Annotated in this window: 19 protein-coding genes; 17 read left to right on the top strand and 2 right to left on the bottom strand. The window is 35.9% G+C overall.

Translation table 11 applies throughout. The features are described from left to right. The first annotated feature begins 345 nt into the window (after positions 1–345). The 6 genes from ACM26V_RS10710 (at position 346) to yihA (ending at position 9,506) form a co-directional block, all read left to right on the top strand. Entirely contained in the window at positions 346–1,401 is a 1,056-nt protein-coding gene (locus tag ACM26V_RS10710; RefSeq protein WP_416151408.1) for a hypothetical protein, read from the top strand. A 147-nt stretch (positions 1,402–1,548) separates the two neighbouring features. After that, a complete protein-coding gene (tig, locus tag ACM26V_RS10705; protein WP_416151407.1) occupies positions 1,549–2,841 on the top strand; it encodes a trigger factor in 1,293 nt (430 codons plus the stop codon). 367 nt (positions 2,842–3,208) lie between these two features. Beyond that, on the top strand, positions 3,209–4,480 hold the full coding sequence (clpX, locus tag ACM26V_RS10700) for an ATP-dependent protease ATP-binding subunit ClpX (protein WP_416151406.1): 1,272 nt from the start codon (positions 3,209–3,211) through the stop codon (positions 4,478–4,480). Positions 4,481–4,675: 195 nt separating this feature from the next. Then, complete coding sequence (gene lonB / locus ACM26V_RS10695; RefSeq protein WP_416151405.1) at positions 4,676–6,361, top strand: ATP-dependent protease LonB; 1,686 nt, start codon at positions 4,676–4,678, stop codon at positions 6,359–6,361. 191 nt (positions 6,362–6,552) lie between these two features. Beyond that, the gene (lon, locus tag ACM26V_RS10690; protein ID WP_416151404.1) at positions 6,553–8,874 is read left to right on the top strand and encodes an endopeptidase La; all 2,322 of its coding nucleotides are present in this window, start codon (positions 6,553–6,555) and stop codon (positions 8,872–8,874) included. After that, complete coding sequence (gene yihA, locus ACM26V_RS10685; RefSeq protein WP_416151403.1) at positions 8,874–9,506, top strand: ribosome biogenesis GTP-binding protein YihA/YsxC; 633 nt, start codon at positions 8,874–8,876, stop codon at positions 9,504–9,506. The genes lon and yihA overlap by 1 nt, the downstream gene beginning before the upstream one ends. Positions 9,507–10,083: 577 nt before the next feature. Here yihA and ACM26V_RS10680 read toward each other — a convergent pair. Beyond that, on the bottom strand, positions 10,084–10,569 hold the full coding sequence (locus tag ACM26V_RS10680) for a LiaI-LiaF-like domain-containing protein (protein WP_416151402.1): 486 nt from the start codon (positions 10,567–10,569) through the stop codon (positions 10,084–10,086). Positions 10,570–10,836: 267 nt separating this feature from the next. Between ACM26V_RS10680 and hemA the strand changes: the two genes are divergently transcribed. The 7 genes from hemA to ACM26V_RS10645 all read left to right on the top strand — a co-directional run bounded on the left by hemA (position 10,837) and on the right by ACM26V_RS10645 (position 19,295). Beyond that, on the top strand, positions 10,837–12,222 hold the full coding sequence (hemA, locus tag ACM26V_RS10675; RefSeq protein ID WP_416151401.1) for a glutamyl-tRNA reductase: 1,386 nt from the start codon (positions 10,837–10,839) through the stop codon (positions 12,220–12,222). A gap of 16 nt (positions 12,223–12,238) precedes the next feature. Then, positions 12,239–13,060, top strand: a complete 822-nt coding sequence (locus tag ACM26V_RS10670) for a cytochrome C assembly family protein (protein ID WP_416151400.1) — start codon at positions 12,239–12,241, stop codon at positions 13,058–13,060. A 155-nt stretch (positions 13,061–13,215) separates the two neighbouring features. Continuing rightward, positions 13,216–14,151, top strand: a complete 936-nt coding sequence (gene hemC / locus ACM26V_RS10665) for a hydroxymethylbilane synthase (protein WP_416151399.1) — start codon at positions 13,216–13,218, stop codon at positions 14,149–14,151. A 15-nt stretch (positions 14,152–14,166) separates the two neighbouring features. Continuing rightward, on the top strand, positions 14,167–14,940 hold the full coding sequence (locus ACM26V_RS10660) for a uroporphyrinogen-III synthase (RefSeq protein ID WP_416151398.1): 774 nt from the start codon (positions 14,167–14,169) through the stop codon (positions 14,938–14,940). Between the two features lie 24 nt (positions 14,941–14,964). Then, complete coding sequence (gene hemB, locus ACM26V_RS10655) at positions 14,965–15,948, top strand: porphobilinogen synthase (protein WP_416151397.1); 984 nt, start codon at positions 14,965–14,967, stop codon at positions 15,946–15,948. A gap of 16 nt (positions 15,949–15,964) precedes the next feature. Next, positions 15,965–17,251 carry a glutamate-1-semialdehyde 2,1-aminomutase gene (gene hemL, locus ACM26V_RS10650; protein WP_416151396.1) on the top strand — a complete coding sequence of 429 codons (1,287 nt, stop codon included), beginning with the start codon at positions 15,965–15,967 and terminating at the stop codon, positions 17,249–17,251. A gap of 496 nt (positions 17,252–17,747) precedes the next feature. Then, the gene (locus ACM26V_RS10645) at positions 17,748–19,295 is read left to right on the top strand and encodes a glycoside hydrolase family 43 protein (protein WP_416151395.1); all 1,548 of its coding nucleotides are present in this window, start codon (positions 17,748–17,750) and stop codon (positions 19,293–19,295) included. Between the two features lie 196 nt (positions 19,296–19,491). Here the strand turns inward: ACM26V_RS10645 and ACM26V_RS10640 are convergent, their stop codons facing one another. After that, positions 19,492–20,643 (bottom strand): glycosyl hydrolase family 8, encoded by a 1,152-nt coding sequence (locus tag ACM26V_RS10640; protein ID WP_416151394.1) that lies wholly within the window; start codon positions 20,641–20,643, stop codon positions 19,492–19,494. Positions 20,644–21,139: 496 nt separating this feature from the next. Between ACM26V_RS10640 and ACM26V_RS10635 the strand changes: the two genes are divergently transcribed. The 4 genes from ACM26V_RS10635 to ACM26V_RS10620 all read left to right on the top strand — a co-directional run bounded on the left by ACM26V_RS10635 (position 21,140) and on the right by ACM26V_RS10620 (position 26,201). Continuing rightward, the gene (locus ACM26V_RS10635; RefSeq protein ID WP_416151393.1) at positions 21,140–21,682 is read left to right on the top strand and encodes a hypothetical protein; all 543 of its coding nucleotides are present in this window, start codon (positions 21,140–21,142) and stop codon (positions 21,680–21,682) included. Positions 21,683–21,813: 131 nt separating this feature from the next. After that, the gene (locus ACM26V_RS10630) at positions 21,814–22,458 is read left to right on the top strand and encodes a YesL family protein (protein WP_416151392.1); all 645 of its coding nucleotides are present in this window, start codon (positions 21,814–21,816) and stop codon (positions 22,456–22,458) included. Positions 22,459–22,869: 411 nt separating this feature from the next. Further along, entirely contained in the window at positions 22,870–24,456 is a 1,587-nt protein-coding gene (locus ACM26V_RS10625) for a response regulator transcription factor (protein ID WP_416151391.1), read from the top strand. Positions 24,457–24,470: 14 nt separating this feature from the next. After that, positions 24,471–26,201 (top strand): sensor histidine kinase, encoded by a 1,731-nt coding sequence (locus tag ACM26V_RS10620; RefSeq protein ID WP_416151390.1) that lies wholly within the window; start codon positions 24,471–24,473, stop codon positions 26,199–26,201. The last annotated feature ends 204 nt before the right edge of the window (positions 26,202–26,405 follow it).

Genomic DNA, 26,405 nt, shown 5'->3' with positions numbered 1-26,405 from the left:
GGTTTTTTGTATAGTCAATAATGTCCAAAAACTGAGGGACTCCTATAGAAAAGCAATTACTGAAGATCCAACCCAGTGACAATCGGTACTTCTGATTCTCATGAGGGGTGAGCACGAGCTGAAACAGCTGACCGTGGATGGTTTAGAGCAAGTCATTCACCTAGAACTATAAGTCAAATTTTACTAACGTATACAATGGGGTATACGGTCTAAAAATAGAAAGATGCAATGTTGGTAGGTTTAAATATTTTTAAAAATTTTGACAAATGTATTTAAATAGATTTGTCTTTACAAATTTTAATTGATAAACTAATAAAAGGAGCATCTAAAAGGGGGTTAGCAAACATGGGGAAACAAGTGAACGGGCAAGATGACAATGTCATCCTTTTTCCAGGGCTCGTGCCAAAGCTTGTAGAAAAAGGAATGTCATCATTAAAAGAAAAGAAGTACTACGATGCACTGACTTACTTCAAACAATCTACAGAATTAGAACCTAAACATTCACAAGCACGTTATGGATTGGTTATTACAAACATTGAGTTACATAAGTTAGAAGAAGCGAAAAAACACTGCGAATCAATGCTTCATGAGGGGATAGGTGATTATTACGATGTGCTGCAAGTTTACGTATCCTTGTTAGTACAATTAGGTGATTACGAAGAAGTAGTTGAAATTTTAGAAGTCGTAATTGCAGAAGATAAATTACCTCCAAAAATGGCAGAGTCTTTATTTCATTTGTTGGAATTTGCAAGGCATATGACAGACGGATTTGAAGAAGTCGACGAATTATTAGATATAGAAGATCGATCTCTAGAAATTGTTCCATCACGTGAAGAATTGATTCACATTTTAGAAAAAGGGAATCCAGATCAACAGTGGGGAGCAATACAGAAATTAAGTCACTTTGAATCGAATGATGTAAAAGAGGCGTACAGCGCATTTTTGAAAGGGGAAAATAATCAACCTGTTCTAAAAAGTTACTTACTGCAAACATTAAAAGAAATGAATATTGAAGGTGAATTCGAAGTACATAAATTTGGTGAAAGCTACCAGGTTAAGATTCAAGATTTAGAGAATGTTTTTCATGAAAAATTTGGTACTACTGTATTAAGAAGGTTAGAACAGGTACTCGGACAAGAGAACCCATCATTATTTGAGATGATGCAACAAGTGTGGTGGCACTTCTTATTTGCGATATATCCAAAAACGCCAAAACCTTTAGATGCTGAAGTTTGGGCGTGTGCAATTCATTATACAGGATTAAATATGTTGGAAGATGGGAATCATTTCGAAGATACGGTACATAAGTATGATACTAAGGGCGCGGAAGTCATGCAGTCTGTAAAAGATCTCAAAGAAATTGAGTCGATATTGTTCTCAATCGATGATAGTCTTACATAAACTAGAGTGGATACATAATGAAACAGTTGGACTGATTTTAATTAAGTGATAAAAGATTGAAATGCAAGTTACGTATGTTATAATATAAGGGTTGTAAATCAGACTTGATGAAAAAACGATTTTTTTAATGTTGGAGGGAACGTATATATGACTGCAAAATGGGAAAAAAAAGAAGGCAATTCGGGTGTTCTAACTGTTGAGGTAAACAGTGAACGCGTCGATGATGCATTAGATCAAGCGTTTAAAAAAGTAGTGAAGACTGTAAATATTCCAGGATTTCGAAAAGGGAAGGTGCCACGTCCGCTTTTTGAACAAAAATTTGGTGTAGAATCTCTTTATCAAGATGCTCTTGATATTCTTTTACCAGAAGCATATTCAGAAGCTGTTGAGGAAGCATCAATTGAACCAGTAGATCGTCCGGATATTGATGTGGATGAAATGGGTAAAGGTAAGACACTTGTTTTCACAGCTACTGTAACAGTGAAACCAGAAGTGAAGCTAGGAGAATACAAAGGCTTAGAAGTTGAAGTACTTCCTGTAGAAGTGACTGATGAAGATGTTGATAAAGAAATTTCTCAATTACAAGAAAAAAATGCAGACCTTATCGCTGTGGAAGATGGCGAAGTTGAAAATGGTGACACTGTCGTAATGGATTTTGATGGTTTTGTCGATGGAGAGCAGTTTGAAGGTGGAAAAGCTGAAAACTATTCTCTAGAAATAGGATCTGGCCAATTCATTCCTGGATTTGAAGAACAATTGGTTGGCGCTAAATCTGGAGCAGATGTTGAAGTGAATGTCGAATTTCCGGAAGACTATCAGGCTGAAGAACTAGCGGGTAAATCTGCTAAGTTCCAAGTGAAGGTCCATGATATTAAACGAAAAGACCTTCCAGAACTAGATGATGAGTTTGCAAAAGACGTAAACGAAGAGCATGAATCTTTCGAAGATTTGAAGAATGATGTTCGAGAAAAATTAGAAGCTGATAAAAAGCAAGAGTCTGAAACAACGTTAAAGAATACATTAGTTGAAAAAGCAACAGATAATGTAGAAGTCGAAATTCCTGAATCGATGGTTAATACTGAAGTTGACCGTATGTTGGAAGAGTTTGGACAACGATTGCAAGGACAAGGCATGACAATGGATATGTATTATCAATTTGCTCAAACAGATGAAGAAGGTATGAAAGCTCAGTTCAAAACGGATGCGGAAAAACGGGTTCGTATGAACTTAACGCTAGAAGCCATTTCTATTGAAGAAAATTTAGAAGCTTCTGACGAAGAAGTAGATCAAGAAATCGAAAAAATGGCTGAAATGTATCAACGTTCAGCTGAAGAGATTAAACAAATTCTTGCAATGCAAGGCGGTACAGACACTTTGAAAGCTGATTTAAAAGTACGCAAAGCGATTGATTTTCTTGTCGAAGAAAGCAATCAGTTATAATTTATCAATACACGAATGAAGGCAAGGCGCGATAAATTTCGTGCCTTGCTTTATACATAAAAGAACAAACGTAATACTTGACAATGGAAAATAACTTCCTTTATTCTTGATTCAACATATTGTTCAAAAATGGGTGTAAACATAAGTATGTGTTTCTTTATCATCTTCAATTGAATTGTGGTACAATTTGTGGAGTGGGATGATAGAGAATTGAGTTAAGAGAAATACTCTTCGTTTGAAATCATTCGCGACATCGTGATTAAAATCAGATATGCAGACGTACAATGTAAACATAGAATTTTTAAAGAATGACGCGTAACAAATTTAAAAATATTAAGTTTCAATTTTATCGTAAGGGGTGAAGAGGATGTTTAAATTTAACGAAGAAAAAGGACAGTTAAAATGTTCTTTTTGTGGTAAAACACAAGATCAAGTCAGAAAGTTAGTTGCCGGCCCAGGCGTGTATATATGCGATGAGTGTATTGAACTTTGTACAGAAATTGTTGAAGAAGAACTGGGAACTGATGAAGAAGTGGAAATGGAAGACATTCCAAAACCACAAGAAATACGTGAGATACTCAATGACTACGTCATCGGTCAGGACCAAGCAAAGAAGACCCTCTCCGTTGCTGTATACAATCATTATAAACGCGTAAATTCAAGTTCTAAGAATGATGAAGTTGAATTGGCTAAAAGTAATATTTGCCTCATTGGCCCTACAGGAAGCGGAAAAACACTTCTAGCTCAAACATTAGCTAGAATCTTAAATGTTCCGTTTGCGATCGCTGATGCGACATCTTTAACCGAAGCGGGTTATGTAGGTGAAGATGTAGAAAATATTTTATTGAAATTGATCCAGTCTGCAGATTATGATGTAGAAAAAGCGGAGCGAGGAATTATCTACATTGACGAAATTGATAAAGTGGCACGAAAATCAGAAAATCCATCAATAACAAGAGATGTCTCTGGTGAAGGTGTGCAACAAGCATTGCTTAAAATTCTTGAAGGCACAACAGCTAGTGTTCCGCCGCAGGGAGGACGGAAACATCCGCATCAAGAATTTATTCAAATTGATACAACAAACGTACTATTCATTGTTGGTGGTGCCTTTGACGGAATAGATCAAATTATTAAAAGACGTCTAGGAAAGAAAGTCATCGGATTTGGATCTGACATGAACCAAGACGAAATGAAAGAAGATCAATATTTGACTAAAATCTTACCTGAAGACTTATTGCGTTATGGTCTAATTCCAGAATTTATTGGTCGTTTACCAGTTATCGCAAGCCTAGAGCATTTAGATGAAAAGGCCTTGGTAGAAATCCTTACTGAACCTAAAAATGCTTTAATTAAACAGTACAAAAAGCTTCTTGAACTTGATGAAGTTGAACTTGAATTTACGGATGATGCTCTTCGTGAAGTTGCAAATCAGGCAATTGAACGAAAAACGGGAGCTCGTGGTTTAAGATCAATAATTGAGTCGATGATGCTAGATGTGATGTATGAACTACCTTCTCGTGATGATATCGCAAAGTGTATCATTACTGATGAGACAGTGAAGGATAAAAAATATCCGAAACTTCTCGCTGAGAATGGTGAGGAAATAAAAGGTCAACAAAAGCCAAGAGAAAGTGCATAAATAGAAGAGTCCCCCATTTCATTAAGATGGGGGGGCTTTTTTTATATTGGAGATTAATTAACTTATCAGTATTCAGTATCTTCCCGAGTTAGGATTTATTTTAACGATGCTAATTTCTACCTCCTCGAAAAAAAGAGATTAACTAAATGGTGTTCGGAAACACTATATGAACAAACGAGTACAGGAGGTTGTAAGATGACACTGACAGGCATCGCTTTTCTTATCCAACTATTTTTCGGAGTAGTGATCGGTCTATATTTTTGGAACTTATTAAAAAATCAACGTTCACAACGTGCATCTGTAAACAAGGAATCAAAAAAAGAGATGGAGCAACTAAATCGATTAAGGAAAATTAAACTAACTGAACCAATATCAGAAAAAATTCGCCCAAAAAAATTTGAAGATATCGTAGGGCAAGAATTCGGTATCCGCTCATTACAGGCAGCCATATGTGGGCCAAACCCTCAGCATGTGATCATTTATGGTCCGCCAGGTGTAGGGAAAACAGCAGCAGCTAGACTAGTTTTAGAAGAAGCGAAACAAAACGTTCACTCACCTTTTCGACCGAATGCGAAGTTTGTTGAGTTAGATGGGGCGACTGCCAGATTTGATGAACGAGGAATTGCTGATCCTTTGATTGGTTCTGTTCATGACCCTATTTATCAAGGGGCAGGTGCCATGGGGCATGCAGGGATTCCGCAACCGAAACAAGGCGCAGTGACAAAAGCTCATGGTGGAGTGTTGTTTATTGATGAAATTGGCGAACTTCATTCCATCCAAATCAATAAATTATTAAAAGTATTAGAAGAAAGAAAAGTACTTTTAGAAAGTGTATACTATCATGAAGAAAACGAACAGATACCGGAGCACGTTCATGATATTTTTCAACGTGGCCTCCCAGCAGATTTTCGCTTAATCGCTGCAACGACTAGAAGTCCAGAAGAAATTCCACCAGCAATACGGTCACGATGTGTAGAAGTATATTTCCGAGCTTTAACGCCTGACGAAGTAAAAAGTGTTGCTGTAAAATCAGTGGATCAACTAGGTATAGATACAGAAGAGGAAGTCTATGATTGGATCGGCAAATATGCAACTAACGGTAGAGAAGCTGTCAATATGGTTCAATTGGCTACAGGAATTGCGTTAAACGAGAGAAGAGACCTTCTACGTGCGGTAGATATAGAATGGGTTATTTATGCGAGTCAGCAATCTCCAAGAATGGAAAAGAAAATAATACCATTTGATAAAATCGGTGTCGTAAATGGATTAGCTGTTATGGGGCCAGGTTCCGGGGTAGTGTTGGATCTAGAAGTAACGGCTAGAAAAAGGGTAAATGAAGGTTCGTTAACGGTCACGGGTATTGCAGATGAAGAAAGTTCTGGTAACCAATCCAGGAGTATGAAAAGAAAAAGCATGGCGAAAAGCTCAGTAGAAAATGTTATTACGGTACTTAGCTATATTGGTATTGAAGCAAAAGATTATCAACTACATGTTAATTTTCCAGGGGGCATCCCGATAGATGGTCCATCTGCAGGTATTGCGATTGCAACTGCCATCTATTCTGCTATCCATCGGATTCCGATTCCTTATACCATTGCAATGACTGGGGAACTAGGGATTCACGGGGATGTCAAGCCAGTTGGTGGAGTTGTATCCAAAGTTGAAGCAGCAAAACAAGCTGGGATCAAAGAAGTGATTATTCCGAAAGATAACTGCCAAACTATCCTAACTGAAATGGAAGGAATCTCCGTATACCCAGTCGATCACATAAAACAAGTTTTCGACAAGACTTTAAAGGTAAAAGATATCCATAAGGAGAATAGGAAAGACCTTATTCTTTCATCTGCTGCATTGTTAGACAAAGAAGGCACAATAGGATAAAATTGAACAAGATTCAGGTTAGCCCATAAGACGTGATCCAATGGGATGACGTCCTATTCATCTAATTTGGGGTTTTTAACACCTGTTTACTAGTAAGAAGCGATTACTACAAAGGGCTTTCGTTAAATTTTTATTGGCGACAAGTCCTATACTCGATTTAGAGTACGAGATATATGGAGGTGTTTATACATATGAGTGAACCAAATTTAAAGAAAATTCCTCTGCTTCCATTAAGAGGATTACTCGTTTATCCAACGATGGTTCTTCATTTAGATGTAGGTAGAAAAAAATCTGTTCAAGCGCTTGAGAAAGCAATGGTAGAGGACAATGAAATTTTCTTAACTACTCAAAGGGAAATTTCTACAGATGAACCGGAAGAGAAAGATATATATACAATTGGCACATTGGCGAAAGTAAACCAAATGTTAAAACTGCCAAATGGAACGATTCGAGTTCTTGTAGAAGGATTACAAAGAGGATACATTGAGAATTATATTGATCATGATGACTTATCACAAGTTGAAGTGGAACTCATTGATGAGCGACAAGAAGCTACTGTAGAAGAGCAAGCATTAATGCGAAATCTTCTCGAACAATTTGAGCAATACATTCAACTTTCAAAGAAAATATCTCAAGAAACATTTGCTTCCGTTGCAGATATTATCGAACCAGGGAGATTGGCAGATATTATAGCTTCGCATTTACCTTTAAAAATGGTTCAAAAACAGGAAATATTAGAGACGATTTCTGTTGGGGATCGTCTGGGACAAATCATAGACGTATTAAATAATGAAAAAGAAGTTCTTGGCCTTGAGAAAAAAATTGGACAACGTGTCAAAAAGTCGATGGAAAAAACGCAAAAAGAATACTATTTACGTGAACAAATGAAAGCTATTCAAAAAGAACTTGGCGATCGAGAAGGCAAAGAAGGTGAATTGGAAGAGCTGACTGAAAAAATTGAGAACGCTGATATGCCTGAATCTGTGAAGGAAAAAGCATATAAAGAATTAAAACGATACGAAAAGATGCCATCTAGTTCTGCTGAAAGTTCAGTCATACGAAACTACATTGAATGGCTCGCAGTTATTCCATGGACGTATGAAACGGTTGATTTGTTGGATATCCACCGTTCAGAGGTCATTCTTGATGAAGATCATTATGGACTCGAAAAAGTGAAGGAACGAGTATTAGAATATTTAGCTGTTCAACAACTTACTGAACAGTTGAAAGGTCCAATTTTATGTTTAGCTGGCCCTCCAGGTGTCGGTAAAACATCTTTAGCACGATCTATTGCCAGATCCTTGGACCGTAAATTTGTCCGCATGTCACTGGGTGGTGTACGTGATGAAGCCGAAATTAGAGGGCACCGTAGGACGTATGTTGGTTCGATGCCAGGTCGAATCGTACAAGGGATGAAGAAAGCAGGAAGTATTAATCCAGTCTTTTTGTTAGATGAAATCGACAAAATGGCCAACGATTTTAGAGGAGACCCGTCTTCTGCATTGTTAGAAGTGCTTGATCCTGAACAAAATAATACGTTTAGTGATCATTTCATTGAAGAAGCGTATGACCTGTCAAAAGTGATGTTTGTTACGACTGCCAACAATATCGGTGCTATTCCTGCGCCTTTGAGGGATCGAATGGAAGTTATTCACATCCCAGGTTATACAGAAATTGAGAAGATGGAAATTGCTAAAGGATATCTGCTACCAAAACAAGTGAAAGAACATGGTCTAACAAAAGGTAAAATCCAAGTAAAAGACGAGGCAATATTAAGTGTGATTCGTTATTATACACGAGAAGCTGGTGTACGAAACTTAGAGAGACAAATGGCAAAGATATGTAGAAAAGCTGCCAAAATGATTGTTTCAAAAGAACGGAAACGCGTGGTAATAACAGATAAAACGATTGAAACCATCCTTGGAAAACCTCAATTTAGGTACGGTAGAGCAGAGTCTGAAAATCAAATTGGAGCAGCGACAGGATTAGCGTACACAACTGCAGGTGGGGACACGTTAACAATTGAAGTGTCGATAGCACCAGGGAAAGGAAAATTAACTTTAACTGGTAAATTGGGCGATGTCATGAAAGAGTCTGCACAGGCTGCATTTAGTTATATACGTTCAAAATCAAAAGAGTTATCGATTGATCCAGCTTTCAATGAAAAAAATGATATTCATATCCACGTTCCTGAAGGTGCAGTTCCAAAAGATGGACCATCAGCCGGAATTACGATGGCAACTGCGTTAATTTCAGCATTAACAGATCGCGCAGTTCGCCGTGAAGTAGGAATGACCGGAGAGATTACTCTTAGAGGTCGTGTTCTCCCTATAGGAGGACTAAAAGAAAAATCTATGAGTGCACATCGTGCAGGTTTGACACACATTATCATGCCAAAAGATAATGAAAAAGATTTGGAAGACATCCCGGACAGTGTGAAAAATGATCTGACTTTTATTCCCGTGTCTCATTTAGATGAAGTACTTAAACATGCATTGGTAGGAGAAAAATAATGAAAATAAAAACCGCAGAATTAATTATTAGCGCAGCAAAAGATCACCAATTTCCTGGAGGGCCATTTCCTGAAGTGGCTCTCTCAGGACGTTCGAATGTTGGAAAGTCTTCCTTTATAAATACTATTTTAACTCGAAAGGGACTAGCAAGAACTTCACAACGACCTGGAAAAACACGGACTCTAAATTTTTATTTTATTAATGATCGGTTTCATTTTGTTGATGTGCCTGGATACGGATATGCTAAAGTTTCAAAGAAAGAACGAGAAGCATGGGGAAGAGTCCTAGAGGGGTACTTTGAGAAGCGAGAGCAACTAAAAGGTGTTGTGCAATTGATCGATAGTCGTCATCTCCCTACAGAAGATGATAAGACAATGTATAGCTGGTTGAAGCATCATGACTTACCTGTTTTAATCGTTGCAACCAAAGCTGATAAAATCTCTAAAGGTAAATGGGATAAACATATTAAACAAATCAAAGAAGGTCTTCAAATGAAAAGCGAAGATACGATTATTATGTTCTCTGCAGAAACTGCTCAAGGAAAAGATCAAGCATGGAAGGAAATAACGCAACTGTTATTTTCAAAGGAAGTACGATATATTGAGAAAGATAACGATGAAGATGAATTGTAAGTGCTGGGATTAAATATTAGATTACTAACGTTTATAAATGAGTAAAAGGAATGTGGCCCACCTCTGTGAGCCACATTCCTTTTACATACAGTTATTTTACTTTAATAATGTTGAACTTCACTAGAGGATTAAAGTATAAGAAAAATTAAGGATTTCGCCATGAAGGACTTAGCTTAAGCCTCAGTTTTTCTAATGGTGAGCATTATCACATACAAACGATATAATATAAGTTATCCTATTAGTTAGGTACTACTGTATAATTCAAGTTATTGCAAAGATGATACTGTTTTTATCAGAGTGGAATGCCTCTTTTATGGCTTCGTTTTCCGCGGTGAAGTCGTCAAGCCTCTTCGGGAAAATGCCCCGCAGGGTTTTTGCCAGGACTTCCAATACCGCAGGAAAGAGCGGTACATCACGAATACGCTTCGAATTGCTTCGACACAGCAAACAACAGAGCGAAACTAGCAGAGAAAGAAGCAGTCTCGCCATGAAAGAGTCATCCTTAGTGTGTATATTTAGAAAGACTCTTAATGTTTAATGTCTCTTATTATTATTATTATTTTCAGTTTGAAGTAAATCACTTTTTACGGAAAACTAATAAATAAATCCCGATCAAAATTAAAATGATCGGCCAAAAGGAATCTAAACCTGAGTGGATAGAATTTATCCACCCTGTAATTGATGTGAAAAAGAGTGCTATGATTGAAATGACAAAAAGAACTAAACCTGGAGTCGCTCCGTCTCGTTTGTTCACGAAATATTTTAAGAAAAAAGCAAATGAAATAATTAATGTAAAATAAGGCCATTGATAAGTCCAGTATTGAAATGTATGTATTCCGTGAAATAATGCACCAAAACCTAGTAAAATCACACCAGAAAACATTTTATGTTCATCGCGGTTGGAGAAACCTTGCCAAGATAAGACAAGTCCGACTAAAAGCAAGATTGTTGGCCACTTTAATAGTATGTCTGAGTACGGAAGAGTAAAGTCAAATTGCTGTGATAGAAAGTAAATTCCAATAATGACTAATATGACCCCTGGAAGTGTTTGATTTGATTTCATGACTGTGTACCTCTCCTTTATGATTAAAAAATATCGCTTTGGGAAAAATGTTGTTATTCCGTTAATAATATTATATTGAGGAATACATTGTTAAAATTGTCACAAAAGATTCACATTTAATCAGAGCATATCAATTATTAAATTTAGATTAAAAATGTTATAATGTAAGAGAAGTTATCATTTAAGCTTAATTACTATATTAAATAGTTGTCATATTACGTTTTTTGCGGTAAAATTAATGTCGGTTTGAGTCAGGGGGACGATGGTTTGCACATTTTAGCTGTTAGTTTGAATTATAAAACAACACCAGTAGAAATACGAGAGAAATTTCAATTTCAAGACGATCTTGGACAGGCATTAACAACGCTACGAAAATCTAAAAGTGTTTTAGAATGTGTTGTTGTGTCAACCTGCAATCGTACAGAGATATATATTGTTGCAGATCAATTGCATACAGGTCGTTACTATACGAAAGTCTTTCTTTCAGAATGGTTCGGGGTACCGAAAGACGAGTTTAGTCATTATTTACAAATTAGAGAAGATGAACATGCAATTGAACATCTTTTCCGTGTAAGCTGTGGTCTTGATTCAATGATTTTAGGAGAAACTCAAATTCTCGGTCAAGTCCGAACAAGCTTTTTAGAAGCACAAAGTCAGAAAACAACAGGAACGATCTTTAATCATCTATTTAAGCAAGCAATTACACTTGCGAAACGGTCACATTCTGAAACAGCCATTGGTGAAAATGCTGTATCAGTTAGTTATGCAGCTGTTGAACTTGGTAAGAAGATTTTTGGGAACTTTAAAGATAAAAAAGTATTGATCATGGGTGCTGGAAAGATGAGTGAGTTGACAGCAAAACACTTGTCTTCTAATGGTGTCAATGATATTACTGTGATAAATCGTACGAAAGAAAAGGCAGAGGAATTAGCGACGAAATTTCTAGGGAAAGCGCAAGACATGAAAGATCTTGATGATTCCCTTGAGTCTACAGATATTTTAATTAGTTCAACAGGTTCCAAAGGTTATGTGATTAATAAAAATGAAGTATTACAATTAATCAAAAAACGAAAAGGAAAACCGTTGTTTTTAGTAGATATAGCGGTGCCGAGAGATTTAGATCCTGAATTGGCAGATCTTGATAATGTATACTTGTATGATATTGATGACTTACAAGGAATCGTTGCTGCAAATTTAGAAGAACGAAAGCAGGAAGCTGAGAAAATTGAAATTATGATTGAGCAGGAACTAGTTGATTTCAGTCATTGGCTTGATACGTTGGGGGTTGTCCCAGTGATTACCGCTCTTCGTCAAAAAGCTACAACGATTCAATCAGAGACAATGGAAAGTCTTGAAAGAAAGCTTTCTAGCTTATCTGATCGAGAAATAAAAGTAATTCGAAAACATATGAAGAGCGTGATTAATCAAATTCTTCGTGATCCAATTACTGCTCTTAAAGAAGTACCAGAAGAAGATAATTCTGATGAACTGCTTGCCTACATGACTCGCGTGTTTGCATTAGATGACGAGCTTAAGCAACAAGAAAATGTTTTGGCATGCAACATTCAAATTAACAAGATTGAGCGAGAGTGGAGTATTGAAAAACGTAAATCAAAACTAGCTGCGCAAAATGATATTGCCCGCTCTTTGTAGAGAGGGGAAATGAAGCATGATTGGTCTGAATCTGCTATACATCCTCATTATTATCTTTTATTGTCTGAGTGTACTTGGATATTTCATTGACTTTATTCAAAACAACCAGAAGGTGAATCGTCTTGCCTTCTGGTTGCTTTCTATTGTTTGGGTTTTACAACTTCTCTTTTTATCTTTGAGAGCGTTCGAATATAGTCGTTTACCGATAATGACGATTTTTGAAGGAATGTTCTTTTACGCGTGGGTTCTTGTTACTTTCTCACTTATCATAAATAAGTTGTACCGTATGGACTTCTTAGTATTTATCGTTAATTTAGTTGGATTTTCGATTTTGACGGTGAGCCTGTTTGCACAAGCTGGTGATGTGTCACCTGAGTTGTCTGATTTACTTATATCAGAACTTCTTATCATTCATATCGTAGTTTTATTGATATCTTATGCAATGTTTACGCTCTCTTTTTCTTTTTCGATGCTCTACTTTTTTCAGCATCAAATGTTGAAGCAAAAACGTTGGGGAGAAAAGATGCAGCGAACGGGGAACTTATCCAATTTAGAGAGGTTTTCCTTTTTATTCGCATTAATTGGTGTACCACTAATGATGATAGGATTGATATTAGGTGTTATTTGGGCATGGGTAAAATTTGAAACATTCCCATGGTATGATTTAAAAGTAATCAGCTCATTTATCTTGTTGATTGTATATGGTTGTTACCTTTTTCAATATCAGTTTAAGAAAAGACGAGGGTATAGTTTAGCTTTATTAAATATAGCTGCGTTTTTAGTGTTACTGATAAATTATTTTCTATCGAGTTCCTTTTCGGAATTTCATATATGGTAATAGAATAACAAATATAAAATTAATCTGAAATGGTTTATCAGCCCGGGTTATTAGGGCATGTTAGAAGATAATCCTTTTTAGTTTCTAGCACCCAAGAGTAATTGATTATGAAACTCATTTACAGATAGAAATCAACGTTACACGGAGGTAAGATTATGAGAAAAGTGGTTATTGGTTCAAGAAAAAGTAATTTAGCAATGACACAGACGAGATGGGTGATCGATCAGTTAAATCAATTGAACCTTCCCTTTGAGTTTGAAATAAAAGAGATCGTTACGAAAGGAGATAAAATCCTTGATGTAACATTATCGAAAGTAGGCGGAAAAGGCCTTTTTGTAAAAGAGATTGAAAAAGCGATGTATGATGGTGAAATTGATATGGCTGTTCATAGTATGAAGGATTTACCTTCAGAAATGGCAGAGGGTCTAGCGATTGGTGCTGTCCCAGACAGAGCTGATCCGAGAGATGCGTTTATTTCTAATAGTGGGAAAAAACTTATGGAATTGCCAGCAGGTGCAACTGTTGGAACTAGTAGTTTACGTCGCAGTGCGCAAGTATTAGCTCAACGTCCAGATTTAAAAATTCATTGGATTCGTGGCAACATTGACACACGATTAAGAAAATGCAGAGAAGAAGGGATTTTTGATGCGATCGTTTTAGCAGCAGCGGGGCTTGAGCGTGTTGGTTGGTCTGATGATATCGTCACAGAATTCTTAGATCCTAAGGTTTGTTTACCAGCAGTTGGCCAAGGCGCGCTCGGAATCGAGTGTCGTGAAGATGATAAAGAACTATTGGAATTGTTGGATAACATTAATGATGCTAAAACTGCGAGAACTGTAGCTGCAGAGCGTTCTTTTCTCCACACGGTTGAAGGTGGATGTCAAGTTCCAATTGCTGGATATGCTCAATTAGAAAGTGATGGACAAGTGACCTTAACGGCTTTGGTTGCATCACCAGACGGGAAGATAATTTTTAAAGAAACAATCACTGGAAATGACCCTGTAGCAATCGGAAAGCAAGTAGCTAATAAGATGTTGAATGAAGGGGCTAAAGAAGTTCTAGATAAAGTGAAAGCAGAGTTAGATCAATAATTGGGGAGATTAACGATGAACTCACTTCACGGAAGACGAATTTTAAATACAAGGGCGGGTCATCAGGCTAGCTCTTTATCATATGCGATTGAACAACGAGGGGGAATTTCTATTGAAATTCCCCTGATTTCCATGCAGTCTCCAAATAATAAATTGGAAAGAGTTGAAAAACTTGATGATCTCTTACATAGTGACTGGATTATTTTCACTAGTGTAAATAGTGTTTATTTTACATATGAAGTATTGGTTGAAGAAGGATTTTATCCAGAGAAAGTGATTGGAACAAAGAAACTTGCTGCTGTTGGAGAAAAAACGAAAGAACTTATTGAACAGAAAGGATTTATAGTTGACCTTTGTCCTGATAAGCATTTTGATGCAGAGCACTTAGCGAAGTTACTTATTGAGTCGACTACCATAGAAGATATCTTCTTTTATCCCAGAAGCAGCCAATCTAGAAAAGTAATTGTGGAAGCATTAACTAAGACTGGGCGAGTAATTCACGAAATGGTCGTTTATGAAACGGTGTATTGTGACAAGTATGCAGATAAACTTAATCAGCTACTTAAAAAAAAACAAGTTGATATAGTGATCTGTACAAGTCCGTCAACGGTGAACTCATTTTTCGAGCAATTGGAGAAAAATTTGTTGCCTTATGTAAGATCAGAGCTTATGTTTGCCGTGATTGGACGTGTGACAGCTGATGCACTTTCACGTTATGATGTAGAAAAGGTTTTAGTACCAGAAAAGTTTACGATTGATGAAGTGTTATTTATGCTTGAAGGACTTTGAAATCGTTGGAGGAGGAAATCGTATATGTCTAATTTGCAATTCCGTCGGCACCGCCGATTAAGAAGAACGGAGGGGATTCGTTCGCTTGTTAGAGAAAACTATGTTCGAAAGGAAGACTTGATTTTTCCGCTTTTTGTGTTGGAAGGCAAAAATATTGAAAATGAAGTGAAATCAATGCCAGGTGTATTTCAGAGATCTTTGGATCTTATTAATGACGAAGTAGATGAAATCGTAAAGTTGGGGATAAAATCACTCATTCTGTTTGGAATACCCGCTCATAAAGATGAGGTTGGTTCTTGTGCCTATGATCATAATGGCATCGTGCAAGCTGCTACTCGTCAAATTAAGCAGCGCCATCCTCAACTCACTGTGATTGCAGATACTTGTTTATGTCAGTTTACAGACCATGGTCACTGTGGTGTTGTCGAAGGTGGAGAAATTATTAACGACGAATCGTTAAATCTTTTAGCGAAGACGGCGGTATCTCAAGCTGAAGCAGGCGCTGATATTATTGCACCTTCGAATATGATGGATGGTTTTGTTGCAGCGATTAGACAAGGACTTGATGACGCTGGTTATTATGATATTCCTATTATGAGTTATGGCGTGAAATATGCCTCTGCCTTTTATGGACCTTTCCGTGATGCGGCACATAGTTCACCTCAATCAGGAGATCGAAAGACTTATCAGATGGATCCAGCAAATCGTCTTGAAGCGTTTCGGGAAGCGCAATCGGACGTGGATGAGGGGGCTGACTTTCTGATAATAAAGCCAGCTTTATCATACTTAGATATTATTCGTGATGTACGCGATCGTCATGATATACCGATTGTTGCATACAACGTAAGTGGTGAATACGCGATGGTCAAAGCAGCTGCTCAAAATGGATGGATTGATGAAAAAGCGATTGTTATGGAAAAAATGACAAGTATGAAACGAGCAGGTGCCGATTTAATTTTAACGTATCATGCCAAAGATGTAGCCAATTGGTTAACTTATAACGAATAGGAAGGTGAAGATGCACATGAATTGGGAAAAATCAACTCAAGCATTTAATAAAGCAAAGCCACTTATGCCAGGCGGTGTAAACAGCCCAGTCCGAGCATTTAAATCCGTCGATATGGATCCGGTTTATATGGATCACGGAAAAGGATCTCATATTTGGGATATTGACGGAAATGAATACATTGACTACGTCCTTTCATGGGGGCCATTGGTTCATGGCCATGCAGATAATCAAGTGGTTGAGGCATTAAAAACAACTGCAGAAAAAGGGACAAGCTTTGGTGCTCCTCACGAGATGGAAACAAAACTTGCTGAACTAGTTATCGAAAGGGTGCCATCGATTGAAGTTGTGCGAATGGTTAATTCAGGTACAGAAGCAACAATGAGTGCTTTGCGTCTTGCTCGCGGTCATACTGGTCGAGACAAAATTTTGAAATTTGAGGGATGCTACCATGGTCATGGAGATTCTCTGTTGATCAAAGCAGGTTCAGGTGTTGCAACACTAGGTTTACCTGATAGCCCTGGTGTTCCAGCTTCAGTAGCAAGTAATACATTAACTGTTCCATACAATGATCTTGAAAGCTTAAAAGTAGCATTTGAGAACTTCGGTGAGGAGATTGCTGCTGTAATACTAGAGCCGGTAGCAGGGAACATGGGAGTCGTTCGACCGGAACCGGGTTTTCTTGAAGGAGTAAGATCTATTACAGAAGAAAACGGGTCTCTGATGATCTTTGATGAAGTGATGACAGGTTTTAGAGTTGGATATCATTGTGCGCAAGGTGAATTAGGTGTGACGCCAGATTTAACTTGTCTTGGTAAAGTGATTGGTGGAGGTCTACCAGTTGGAGCTTTCGGAGGTAAGCGAGATATTATGGAGCGAATTGCTCCGGCAGGTGATATCTATCAAGCTGGGACATTGTCTGGTAATCCATTAGCGATGACAGCGGGATATGAAACAATTCGACAATTAAGTGCGGATAGTTATAAACATTTTGATCGCATTGGTGATCGATTAACAGCAGGCTTAGCGGCTGCAGCGAAGAAGTATGATATTCCACATTATCTTACACGGGCAGGTTCGATGGTTGGGTTTTTCTTGACTAATGAGAAGGTTGTTAACTTTGAATCGGCCTCGTCTTCAGATCTTGACATGTTCAAGCAGTATTTCCAGTTAATGCTTGAAAACGGGGTATCTCTTCCACCTTCTCAATTTGAAGGGATGTTCCTCTCAACAAAGCATACCGAAGAGGATATTGATCGAACGATTGCAGCAGCTGAAAAAGCTTTTGCAACGATAAAACGATAACGTAACACGAAGCCTTCATACAGCACCTCACGTGTGAAGGCTTTCGTTTAGTTTGCAGGAATTGATTCGAGAGTTTTTTTTGTAATTTTGTAAGGAAACGAAGCAAGGAAGGAGGATTCGATAAAATGTATCAAAATAGAACTCTTATGATTATATTTTTAATTTTTTGGATTTATGTACTTAGGCTTTTCTTTTTTGAAGAGGAGCGCTCAATCGTACATTTTTTGTTAGGGAGTGCCATAGCACTTGTAATGATATTCCGATATAAAATCCTTTTATCAGCTAAAAAAAAGGGTCAAGCTAATATCACTTTGTTTGTAATTCTTATAATTCTAGTTGCTATTTATTTATGGTATGTGCAGCCATTATTCTTTTGATATTCCTATAATTATTACGATTAGTCATAAACATTTTACAGTGACTTCAGATGCAGCTAAGAGGTATAGTTATTGTTAACGTTTACATAAATGATAACTAATAAGGAGTTTTTCTAATCATGATTAATATAACGACTTATAATAACCCAATTATACTTGGCTACCACCCGGATCCTAGTATTGTAAGAGTTGGAGAAGATGACTATTATATCATTACAAGTTCTTTTGAATATTTTCCAGCAGTACCAATTTTTCATAGTAATGATTTAGTAAACTGGAAACAAATTGGTCATGTATTAACTCGTGAAAGTCAAGTGAACTTAGCAAATCGAGAGAGCTCTAGAGGAATATTTGCTTCAACAATAAGATATCATGACGGTGTTTTTTATATGATTACTACTGATGTTATGGGGATTGGTAATTTTTATGTCACAGCTACCAAACCTGAAGGTCCTTGGTCAGATCCAATAAAAATTCCTTATGGAAACATTGACCCGTCTTTAATGTTCGATGATGACGGGACTGTCTACGTGACTGCTCAGAATGGTGAGGCAGAAAACTCACATATTATTCAATATGAAATTGATATCACAACTGGAAAAGCATTAACTGAACCAGTTGTTGTATTTCAAGGAGATGGTGGTTCTTGGACGGAGGGCCCGCACCTCTACAAAATTAGAGGAATGTATTTTATTTTAACTGCATCTGGCGGGACTGGGATTGAACACCGTTCGATTATTGCAAGAAGTCATCATCCTTATGGCCCTTACGAACTTTATGAGAACTCAATATTAACGCACAATCAAATGCCGGACCATCCAATTCAAAATCTAGGCCATGCGGATTTTGTCGAGGATAAAGTTGGGAATTTTTGGGCTGTATTTTTAGGTGTTAGACCAACGGATGGAAAATATAGTGTCTTAGGAAGAGAAACATTTTTAGCTCCTGTATCGTGGACGGAAGATGGATGGCCAACGATCGATAATAATGATGGAACTCTTGAATTAACAATGAAGACGGACCGTCTACCAGTAGGCACGGAACAAAAGCAAATAAGTAGCTTTAGAGATGATTTTAATTCGCCAAATTTAGAGGATTCATGGACATTTCTGCGAACAAACATTGGTAATAAGTATTCATTAACGGAAGCAAAGGAGAGGCTTAAATTACTTGGAAATTCGCTTACTTTAAGTGATGTTGGTCCTTCTGTTTTTATCAATAAATCACAGCAACATGTCCAGATGGAAATAAGCACATCTATGGAGTTTATCCCGGACTCTAACGGTGAAGAAGCAGGCCTCGCAGCTAGATATAATGAGGAAGCTCATTATGTAATAGGAGTGAGACAAATCGGTGGGGAGAAGTATGTGGTTGCTCACACTACTATTAAAGGTGAAAACAAGGAATTAGGTAAAGTTCTATTAGATTCAGATTTTGTACAATTAGCGATTCGGTCGGATAAAGAAAAGTATTTTTTCTTATATACCAATGCAAATATGGAATGGATGAGCTTAGGGGAAGCGCCTGCTTCGTCGGTTTCTCCCGAAATAAATGGTGGTTTTACAGGGGTATGTCTTGGTTTATATGCGACTGGGAACGGAAAGGATAGTAGGACACCTGCTTATTTTGATTGGGTCAATTATGAAGAAATAGTAGATAAAGACTAATATAGTGAAAGGAAGATGAATTAGTCGGGAAATTAAATATATTGTAGGGTATCTTAAAAGTAATTACTTTTAAGATACCCTTTCTTTTGATAAATCAGCAAGCGCATAGGGCAGAAGTTGTTATCACTTGTACCCTTTCGATTGAAAAGCCAAAAAGAAAAGGGAACAAGTTGCTTCCACTTGTACCCCTTCGAATTTACTTTTCTTTTGGAAACCATATTTTGAAATTACCGCTTAAGGCTAACAGGGCAAATAAATAGAGACAATTGTCATAATAGCGCCTCTCACCTGATCGCAACGGTGTGTTCCAGAAAAGCTCAACATTTTCTTTTGCATGAGGACCATCTGCGGCGAGCGAAGCCATAGCATTAGTTGCTAGTAATCCAGTCGGATGTAAAGATTTTTCTTCAAAAGGTTCACCAGCAATTGTATACCGACGATAATCCTCAGGTTCCTTGTCAGAAAAGAATGCTTGGATTTTATTAGCATTTTCAATTTCCCACTCACTACCTCTGAACCATTCATAATCAAGACCAATGTTAGCTGCAACTCGGTAGGAATCACTGAAGAAGTGACCAAACCCCCTAATATGGTTTGGTGTGCCATCATAATGAGCATATTCAGGTGCCAGACCAGTTTCAGGGTGACATGCAATTTTTAAATACTCACGACTAGCATGTGCCGCTTCTTTCCAAAATGCACTATCCTCTGGATAACACCACAGGCTAAAGAGTTCATAGAAGTGTGGCAAGTGGTAGGAAGGATCGGAAAACTCACAATTAGCAACAAATTTTATTAGTTTATTTTCAGGATTCCACATTGGATAACCATCATCTTTTTCCCCTTTATGGATGACAGTGTGTAATAAATCTTTTGCTTGTTTACTATAATTAAATGGTTCTTCTGTTCCATCACCCCAACGGTTTGATGCAAATAATAGTGCTAAAGCAAAATACTCTTCGCCATCTGGAGCTGGACCGTATGCATTTTTTGAACCATCCAAGCCACAAGACCAGGCGAAGTAACCGGCGTTTTCTCCTTCGGTCATGTACATATACTTCATCGTCCACTTCCAGAGACGATCAAATACCTCTTTTTTATCAAGTTGTACAGCCATCATCATTCCGTAGGACATTCCTTCGGTTCGAACGTCTATGTTTCCTGTGTCGACCATGTAGCCAAGGTCGCCCCCAACCTCGCTATAAATTCTCATCTCATCGTCACCATGGAACATTCGATTCCATGTATTTTCTATTTTTGCTGTTATATCATCTTCAGAATAGCCATTTTCTTTAAATAAATTTCGGTATATCCCTGTGTAAAAAGCACCTTTGTTTTCGGTAGTCAAAATTGTATCCTCCTCTATTGTTTGGGCAGTAATTAGCACCCTATGAATATATTGTGATATTAGGGTAAGGCTGATAAATAGTAAAGAACTTATCAGTTTCCAATGCAAAAAAATAAATTTTAAAGTGTGTGATTCTCTAGTGTTGTATATGTATGTCTCATAAAGAATCGATAGATAGCGCTTTCATTTATTATTTTAATAGACCCCTCCCTTATATTAGAAATGATATCAAATTACCTTGAAAGATGTAATGAACAAAAATAAAGTTTTCACTTCAATAATTAAAGGATTTAGCGGTATAGCAAATTGTCTCTATCATATCTTGGTTATAAGATCACCTAATAATATATATTAATTAGGGGTTTATCTATAGTTTTTCCGCTTTCGAAATCGTTCAGATTCGTGTAAAATTAGTACTATTACACGTTAGATTATAAAATTTAAGCGTTCTCATTTTATACTTTATATTGAGAATGATAAGAGGTTTTGATATATAATGAAAAAATGGATGTTGTTATTTATATTTATAGGATTGTTACTACTTACTTCTTGTTTTAGTGATAGTAATCATGATAGCAAAATGTTAAACGTTATGATATTGTCAGAGATTCCTTTGAGCTATCAATCTGATTTCGGACCATATATTGCGGATCTAATTAGTGAAGTGAACGAAGATAATTTAGAAATAAATGTAGAATTATCACAAGTATCTCATGATAAACTTACGATTGAGATTGTAGCAAGTGAAGTGGATGTGTTTGTTCTGGACGAATCTCTGAAACATGTTATGTTAGATCCATACGGTTTACATCCTTTGGATTCCTTAATTGATTCATTTCCAGAGAACGCGTCTTATGACGAGTATATTATGAGTGATGAAAACGAAGAAAATGAACACCTTTATGCAGTTCCGCTAGATAATGATTCAACATTAGTACAAGATTTGGGACTTTTGCTACCATCTAATCTATTAGCTGTGGTTGTTAAAACAAGTCCACACAAGGAGATCGGTGTAAAATTGTTAGAAGAGTTTTTGTAAAGAATTATAGAGTTCAACGTTTTAAATAACTCCCTTCACGAAAAGGGAAGATATCTAAAAAATGAAATTAAATTAATGCTAATTAAAAAAGCCAACTAAGAGATGACAGATTATAAAGAAGGGTGATTTAAATGCAAGTAAGTTGGATGTCTAGTGGGTTTTACAGAACATGTGAATGGATTTGGCGATTAGCTTATGTTAATTTACTTTGGTTATTATTCAGTTTATTAGGATTGGTTATTTTTGGAGTTGCACCCGCAACCTTCGCTATGTTTACCGTGATGCGTAAATGGTTTTTGGGAGAACCTGATATTCCAATTTACCGAACATTTATTGATTCAATAAAGAAAGATTTCTTGAAAGCAAATATAATAGTACTCATCTTTGCAGCACTAGGATATATCCTTTATTTTAACTATCAATATTTAGGAACAATAGAGGGATCTATGCTTACGATACAAACAATTGGCTGGTATATTACTATGGTTCTTTTTTTAATTACATTACTTTTCATTATTCCAGTTTATGTACATTTTGATATGAAGTTACTTCAATCAATAAAAACTGCCTTTATAATAGGGATCATTAATCCGTTAGCGCTAATAACATTAGTAATCAGCTTTGTTTTAGCATTCTACTTGTTTTACTACTTACCAGGTTTAATACCATTCTTTGGTGTAAGTCTTTTGGGTTGGATCGTTATGTGGTGTGCTCATATGTCATTTGGTCGAATTGAAAGAAAGCAGGAAAAGCTCAAGGCTTCAAGCGCAGTGTAATTTCAGTTTAGCAGTGAAATTGAAACGACGTTATATTTTGGATTGGGACATTATTGTAAAACAATATCAATAGATATTTAAGTTGATCGATAAGAAAGAGAATTATGGAACAATTATTGATTCATAAACACATTTATAAGTCTTTTATCTTCCTAATAATTAAAAAGTTTTCAACATAACCTAATCAAATCATGAAAACATTCTATCAACGAGACAATAGGGGTTATTGCCTACGAGATAAAGACGATTTAATAATAAAACTGTTCATATCTACGTACAAACGTGTTAATAAATAATTTAATAAATTTGTTATCGTAAAACGATTTTGGAAGCGTTTAATTTGTTGTATAATAGTAGAATAGTTATTTGAAAATATTATTAAAGCGAACATCTAAGACGAGGAGTGAGAATGTGTACAAAGTATTGTTAGTTGATGATGAAGTCTATGTTCGTAAAGGTCTCAAAAAATTTGTTGATTGGGCTGGATGTGGTTTTGAAGTTGTATCAGAAGTGGGCAATGGAGAAGATGCTTATAATATTATAGAAGATGTAGAACCAGATCTTGTAATTACTGATATAAAAATGCCAGTTGTCGATGGGTTGGAATTAATAGAAAATGTTAATGATAGGTTAGAGAAAAAAACGAACTTTATCATCATTAGTGGTTTTAATGATTTTACTTATGCTCAAAAAGCAGTAAGGTTTGGTGTTTTTGATTTTGTATTGAAACCGATTGATCAAGGTGAAATGGAAACGACACTTCACAAACTTTCAGAGAAGCTTGATGAAGAGGAAATTGAGAATACTAGTAAACAGAACTTCTTGCTTGAGCAAATGTTTGAAAAGTCAATTAACGGTAATGTTAAAGAATCGGATGCTCCTAAATGGTCGAAAGCATTAGGAATTGATCAGAGCGAATATCTCTATTATTTAATTTTAGAGTTGAATCATACAATGGATTCCGATAACAAAACTTTTGATGATGATAAGTCATTAGAAACTGTGGTCAAAAAGACAATTGCGAAGTTAGGGGGAGGAACAGAAAATATTGTCTTGTATAAACATCAAGGACAAGGGAAAGTCTTGGGAATAATGATTACATCTGACCATCTAAAATATTATAACGGGGATATTGAAGCATTTAGTTCTCAATTGGCTAAAGATGTTTCAAGAAAAGCGAGCAAAAAAATTACAGTATTTACAGGGTCAAAAGTATCTAACTTGATTTCACTTCATAAATCTTTTGAAACAGCTAATAGTATTCGAGGCTACAAGTATCTATTATGCGATGCAGATGCAATTAGCTATGATAAAGCAACTGACATTCCTATTCATTATAATAAACTGAATAACAAACTATATGTTTCTTTAATGGAACAAATAGAAGAGAATAATATATCTGGAATAGAGAAATCTATTGAGCTTACTTTTAAAGAATTCCAAGAAAAGAATTTTGCTCCCCGCGCTGTTGAGACAACGATTAATCATTGTGTGTACGGGATCATAGAACGAATTAATAATATGAATGGTGATGAAAGGAAAATAGAAAGTCTTGAACAAATGATAGAATGGGAGAACTATAATTTAACTCTAATTGAATTAAAAAAAATGTTTCAAACATTTATTATTGAAGGATCTTTTCTTATTCATGAATTACGGAAAGAAAATAGACAGGGAGATATTTATAAAATTAAGGCCTATGTAGAAAAAAATTACCATGAGAATATAAGCTTGAAAAGCATAGCAGGAAAATTTTTTATGAACCCGGTTTATATGGGGCAGCTATTTAAAAAGACTTTTGGGGTGTTTTTTAAAGATTATCTACTAGAACTAAGAATTGAAGAGGCAAAAAAATTACTTAGGCAAACAAATATGCGTGTCTATGAAATTGCAGATGAAATAGGATTCGGAAGTACGGATTATTTTGTTACGCGTTTTGAAAAAATTAATAAAATGACACCGACAGAATACAGGAATAATCTTCTAAAAAATAATTGAGAAGGATTTTGTCAATGAGACCTTCTATTAAAGGGTTTAATAATATTAAATTGAGAAACAAGCTAATTATTATGTATATTTTTTGTGTATTCGTGCCTATCATTTTAACAAATGTTATTTTTTACAATGTAACAATTGATAATATAAAAAATCAGAAAGAGCATGATATGGATTTAGTGTTAGAGCAAATAACAGGAGAATTTATTTCAGCTGTAGACCAAGCAATTGGAATTTCTGCAGCTTTTTATACAGATACGAGATTTTATGATTTCTTTGAAACAGACTATGATACTGTTATTGAGTATATTGAGAACTATGAAATTTATATGAGAGATTATAATAATTACACCCCATTATACTACTCTATACAAGGAATCACTTTTTATACGGATAATCCATCTGTTATTTACGCTGGAGGGATTAGTCCAATTACAGAAGACACGCGCGAGTATGAATGGTATAAGGAGTTAGCGGAAGTTAGTCACCCTATTCTCGTTAATGAGAATGAAGTCTTCAGTGTAATAAGAGAGTTAGATTATTATACAAATAGAGACGATATGGATATAATTGTTCAAATTAAGTTAAACCCAGTTCACCTTCGACAAATTTTTAATAATGTAACTTTTCAAGGGCATGTGTATTTATTGAATGATGATAAAGAGATAGAATACTCTAATAATGATACGGTCAATTGGCAAGAAGACCTAATTAAATTTGATGAAATAGAGAAGGGTACAGATACTATCTTTTTAGAAGAAAAACAACTCCCCCATAATTATCTAGAGAATTGGAAGGTTGTGGGAACTGTTTCAGAGGCGGAAATCTATGAAGAATTATATCATTCAAGAAGATTCATTATTACATTAGCTAGTATTAATTTCTTATTTCCTACATTAATAATAATATTTATTTCAAGATCTTTACACGTTCGCATAGCACGTATTCTAAGACACATGAAAAAGATGAAAAAACAAAATTTTGAAACTATCGATTATTATGGTGATAAGGACGAAATTGGCGAATTAACAAATGAATTTAATAAAATGGCTAATACAATCAAAACATTAATTAATGAAGTCTATGTTGCTAATATTCAAAAGAAGGATCTCGAATTAAAGGAGAAACAAGCCCAATTAAGTGCGCTATTAAGTCAAATTAATCCGCATTTTCTATTTAACGCTCTAGAGACTATTCGTGTGCGAAGTTTAATGAAAGATGAAACAGAAACTGCAAAGATTATTCAGAATATGGCTAAAATATTCAGGAATTCTCTTACATGGGACAAAGAATGGGTTACTGTCCGTGAAGAATTAAATTTAATTATATGTTTTCTTGAAATTCAAAAATATCGTTTTGGTGACAAATTAGAATATGAATTTGACATTGATGATGCAGCATATGATTGTTTAATTCCTAATATGGCGTTTTTACCTTTTGTAGAAAATGCAAGCGTACATGGGATAGAGTCAGTAAAAGAAAAGGGAAACATTCATATCAAAATACAGTGTACCGATGATGAAATTCTATTTACAATTCGTGATAATGGTGGAGGAATGTCAAAAGACAAGTTAGATGATATTATGGAAAGCTTGAAAAATGAAGAGAGTATGGGAGAAAATGTTGGGATAAAGAATGTCTATTATCGCCTCCAGCTTTACTATAAAACTGAGTTTGATTTTAACATCGAGAGTTCTCTTGGTAATGGAACTAAAGTAGAAATAAAACTTAAGTCTCAAAGAAAGTGATGAGTTGATGGAAATAGCCTTCTAGATAAAATTTGCTTGGCGTTATTATTCGCCAAGCAAATTTTTTGCTGATAAGTTTGTCTATAAATTTAGTTCACAAGGTGGTCACACACAGCGAAGCAAAATTATTTAAACTTAAGAAAGTGAAGTTTTCATTTACTGAGAAATTACGTCAAAAAACTTATCAATTCTATCTAAACTAAC

The organism is Salipaludibacillus sp. HK11 (assembly GCF_047795645.1).
In the GTDB taxonomy this organism is placed as follows: Bacteria; Bacillota; Bacilli; order Bacillales; family Salisediminibacteriaceae; genus Salipaludibacillus.
Note: the sequence above shows the minus strand (reverse complement) of the source record. Positions and strands in the feature narration are given on the sequence as shown.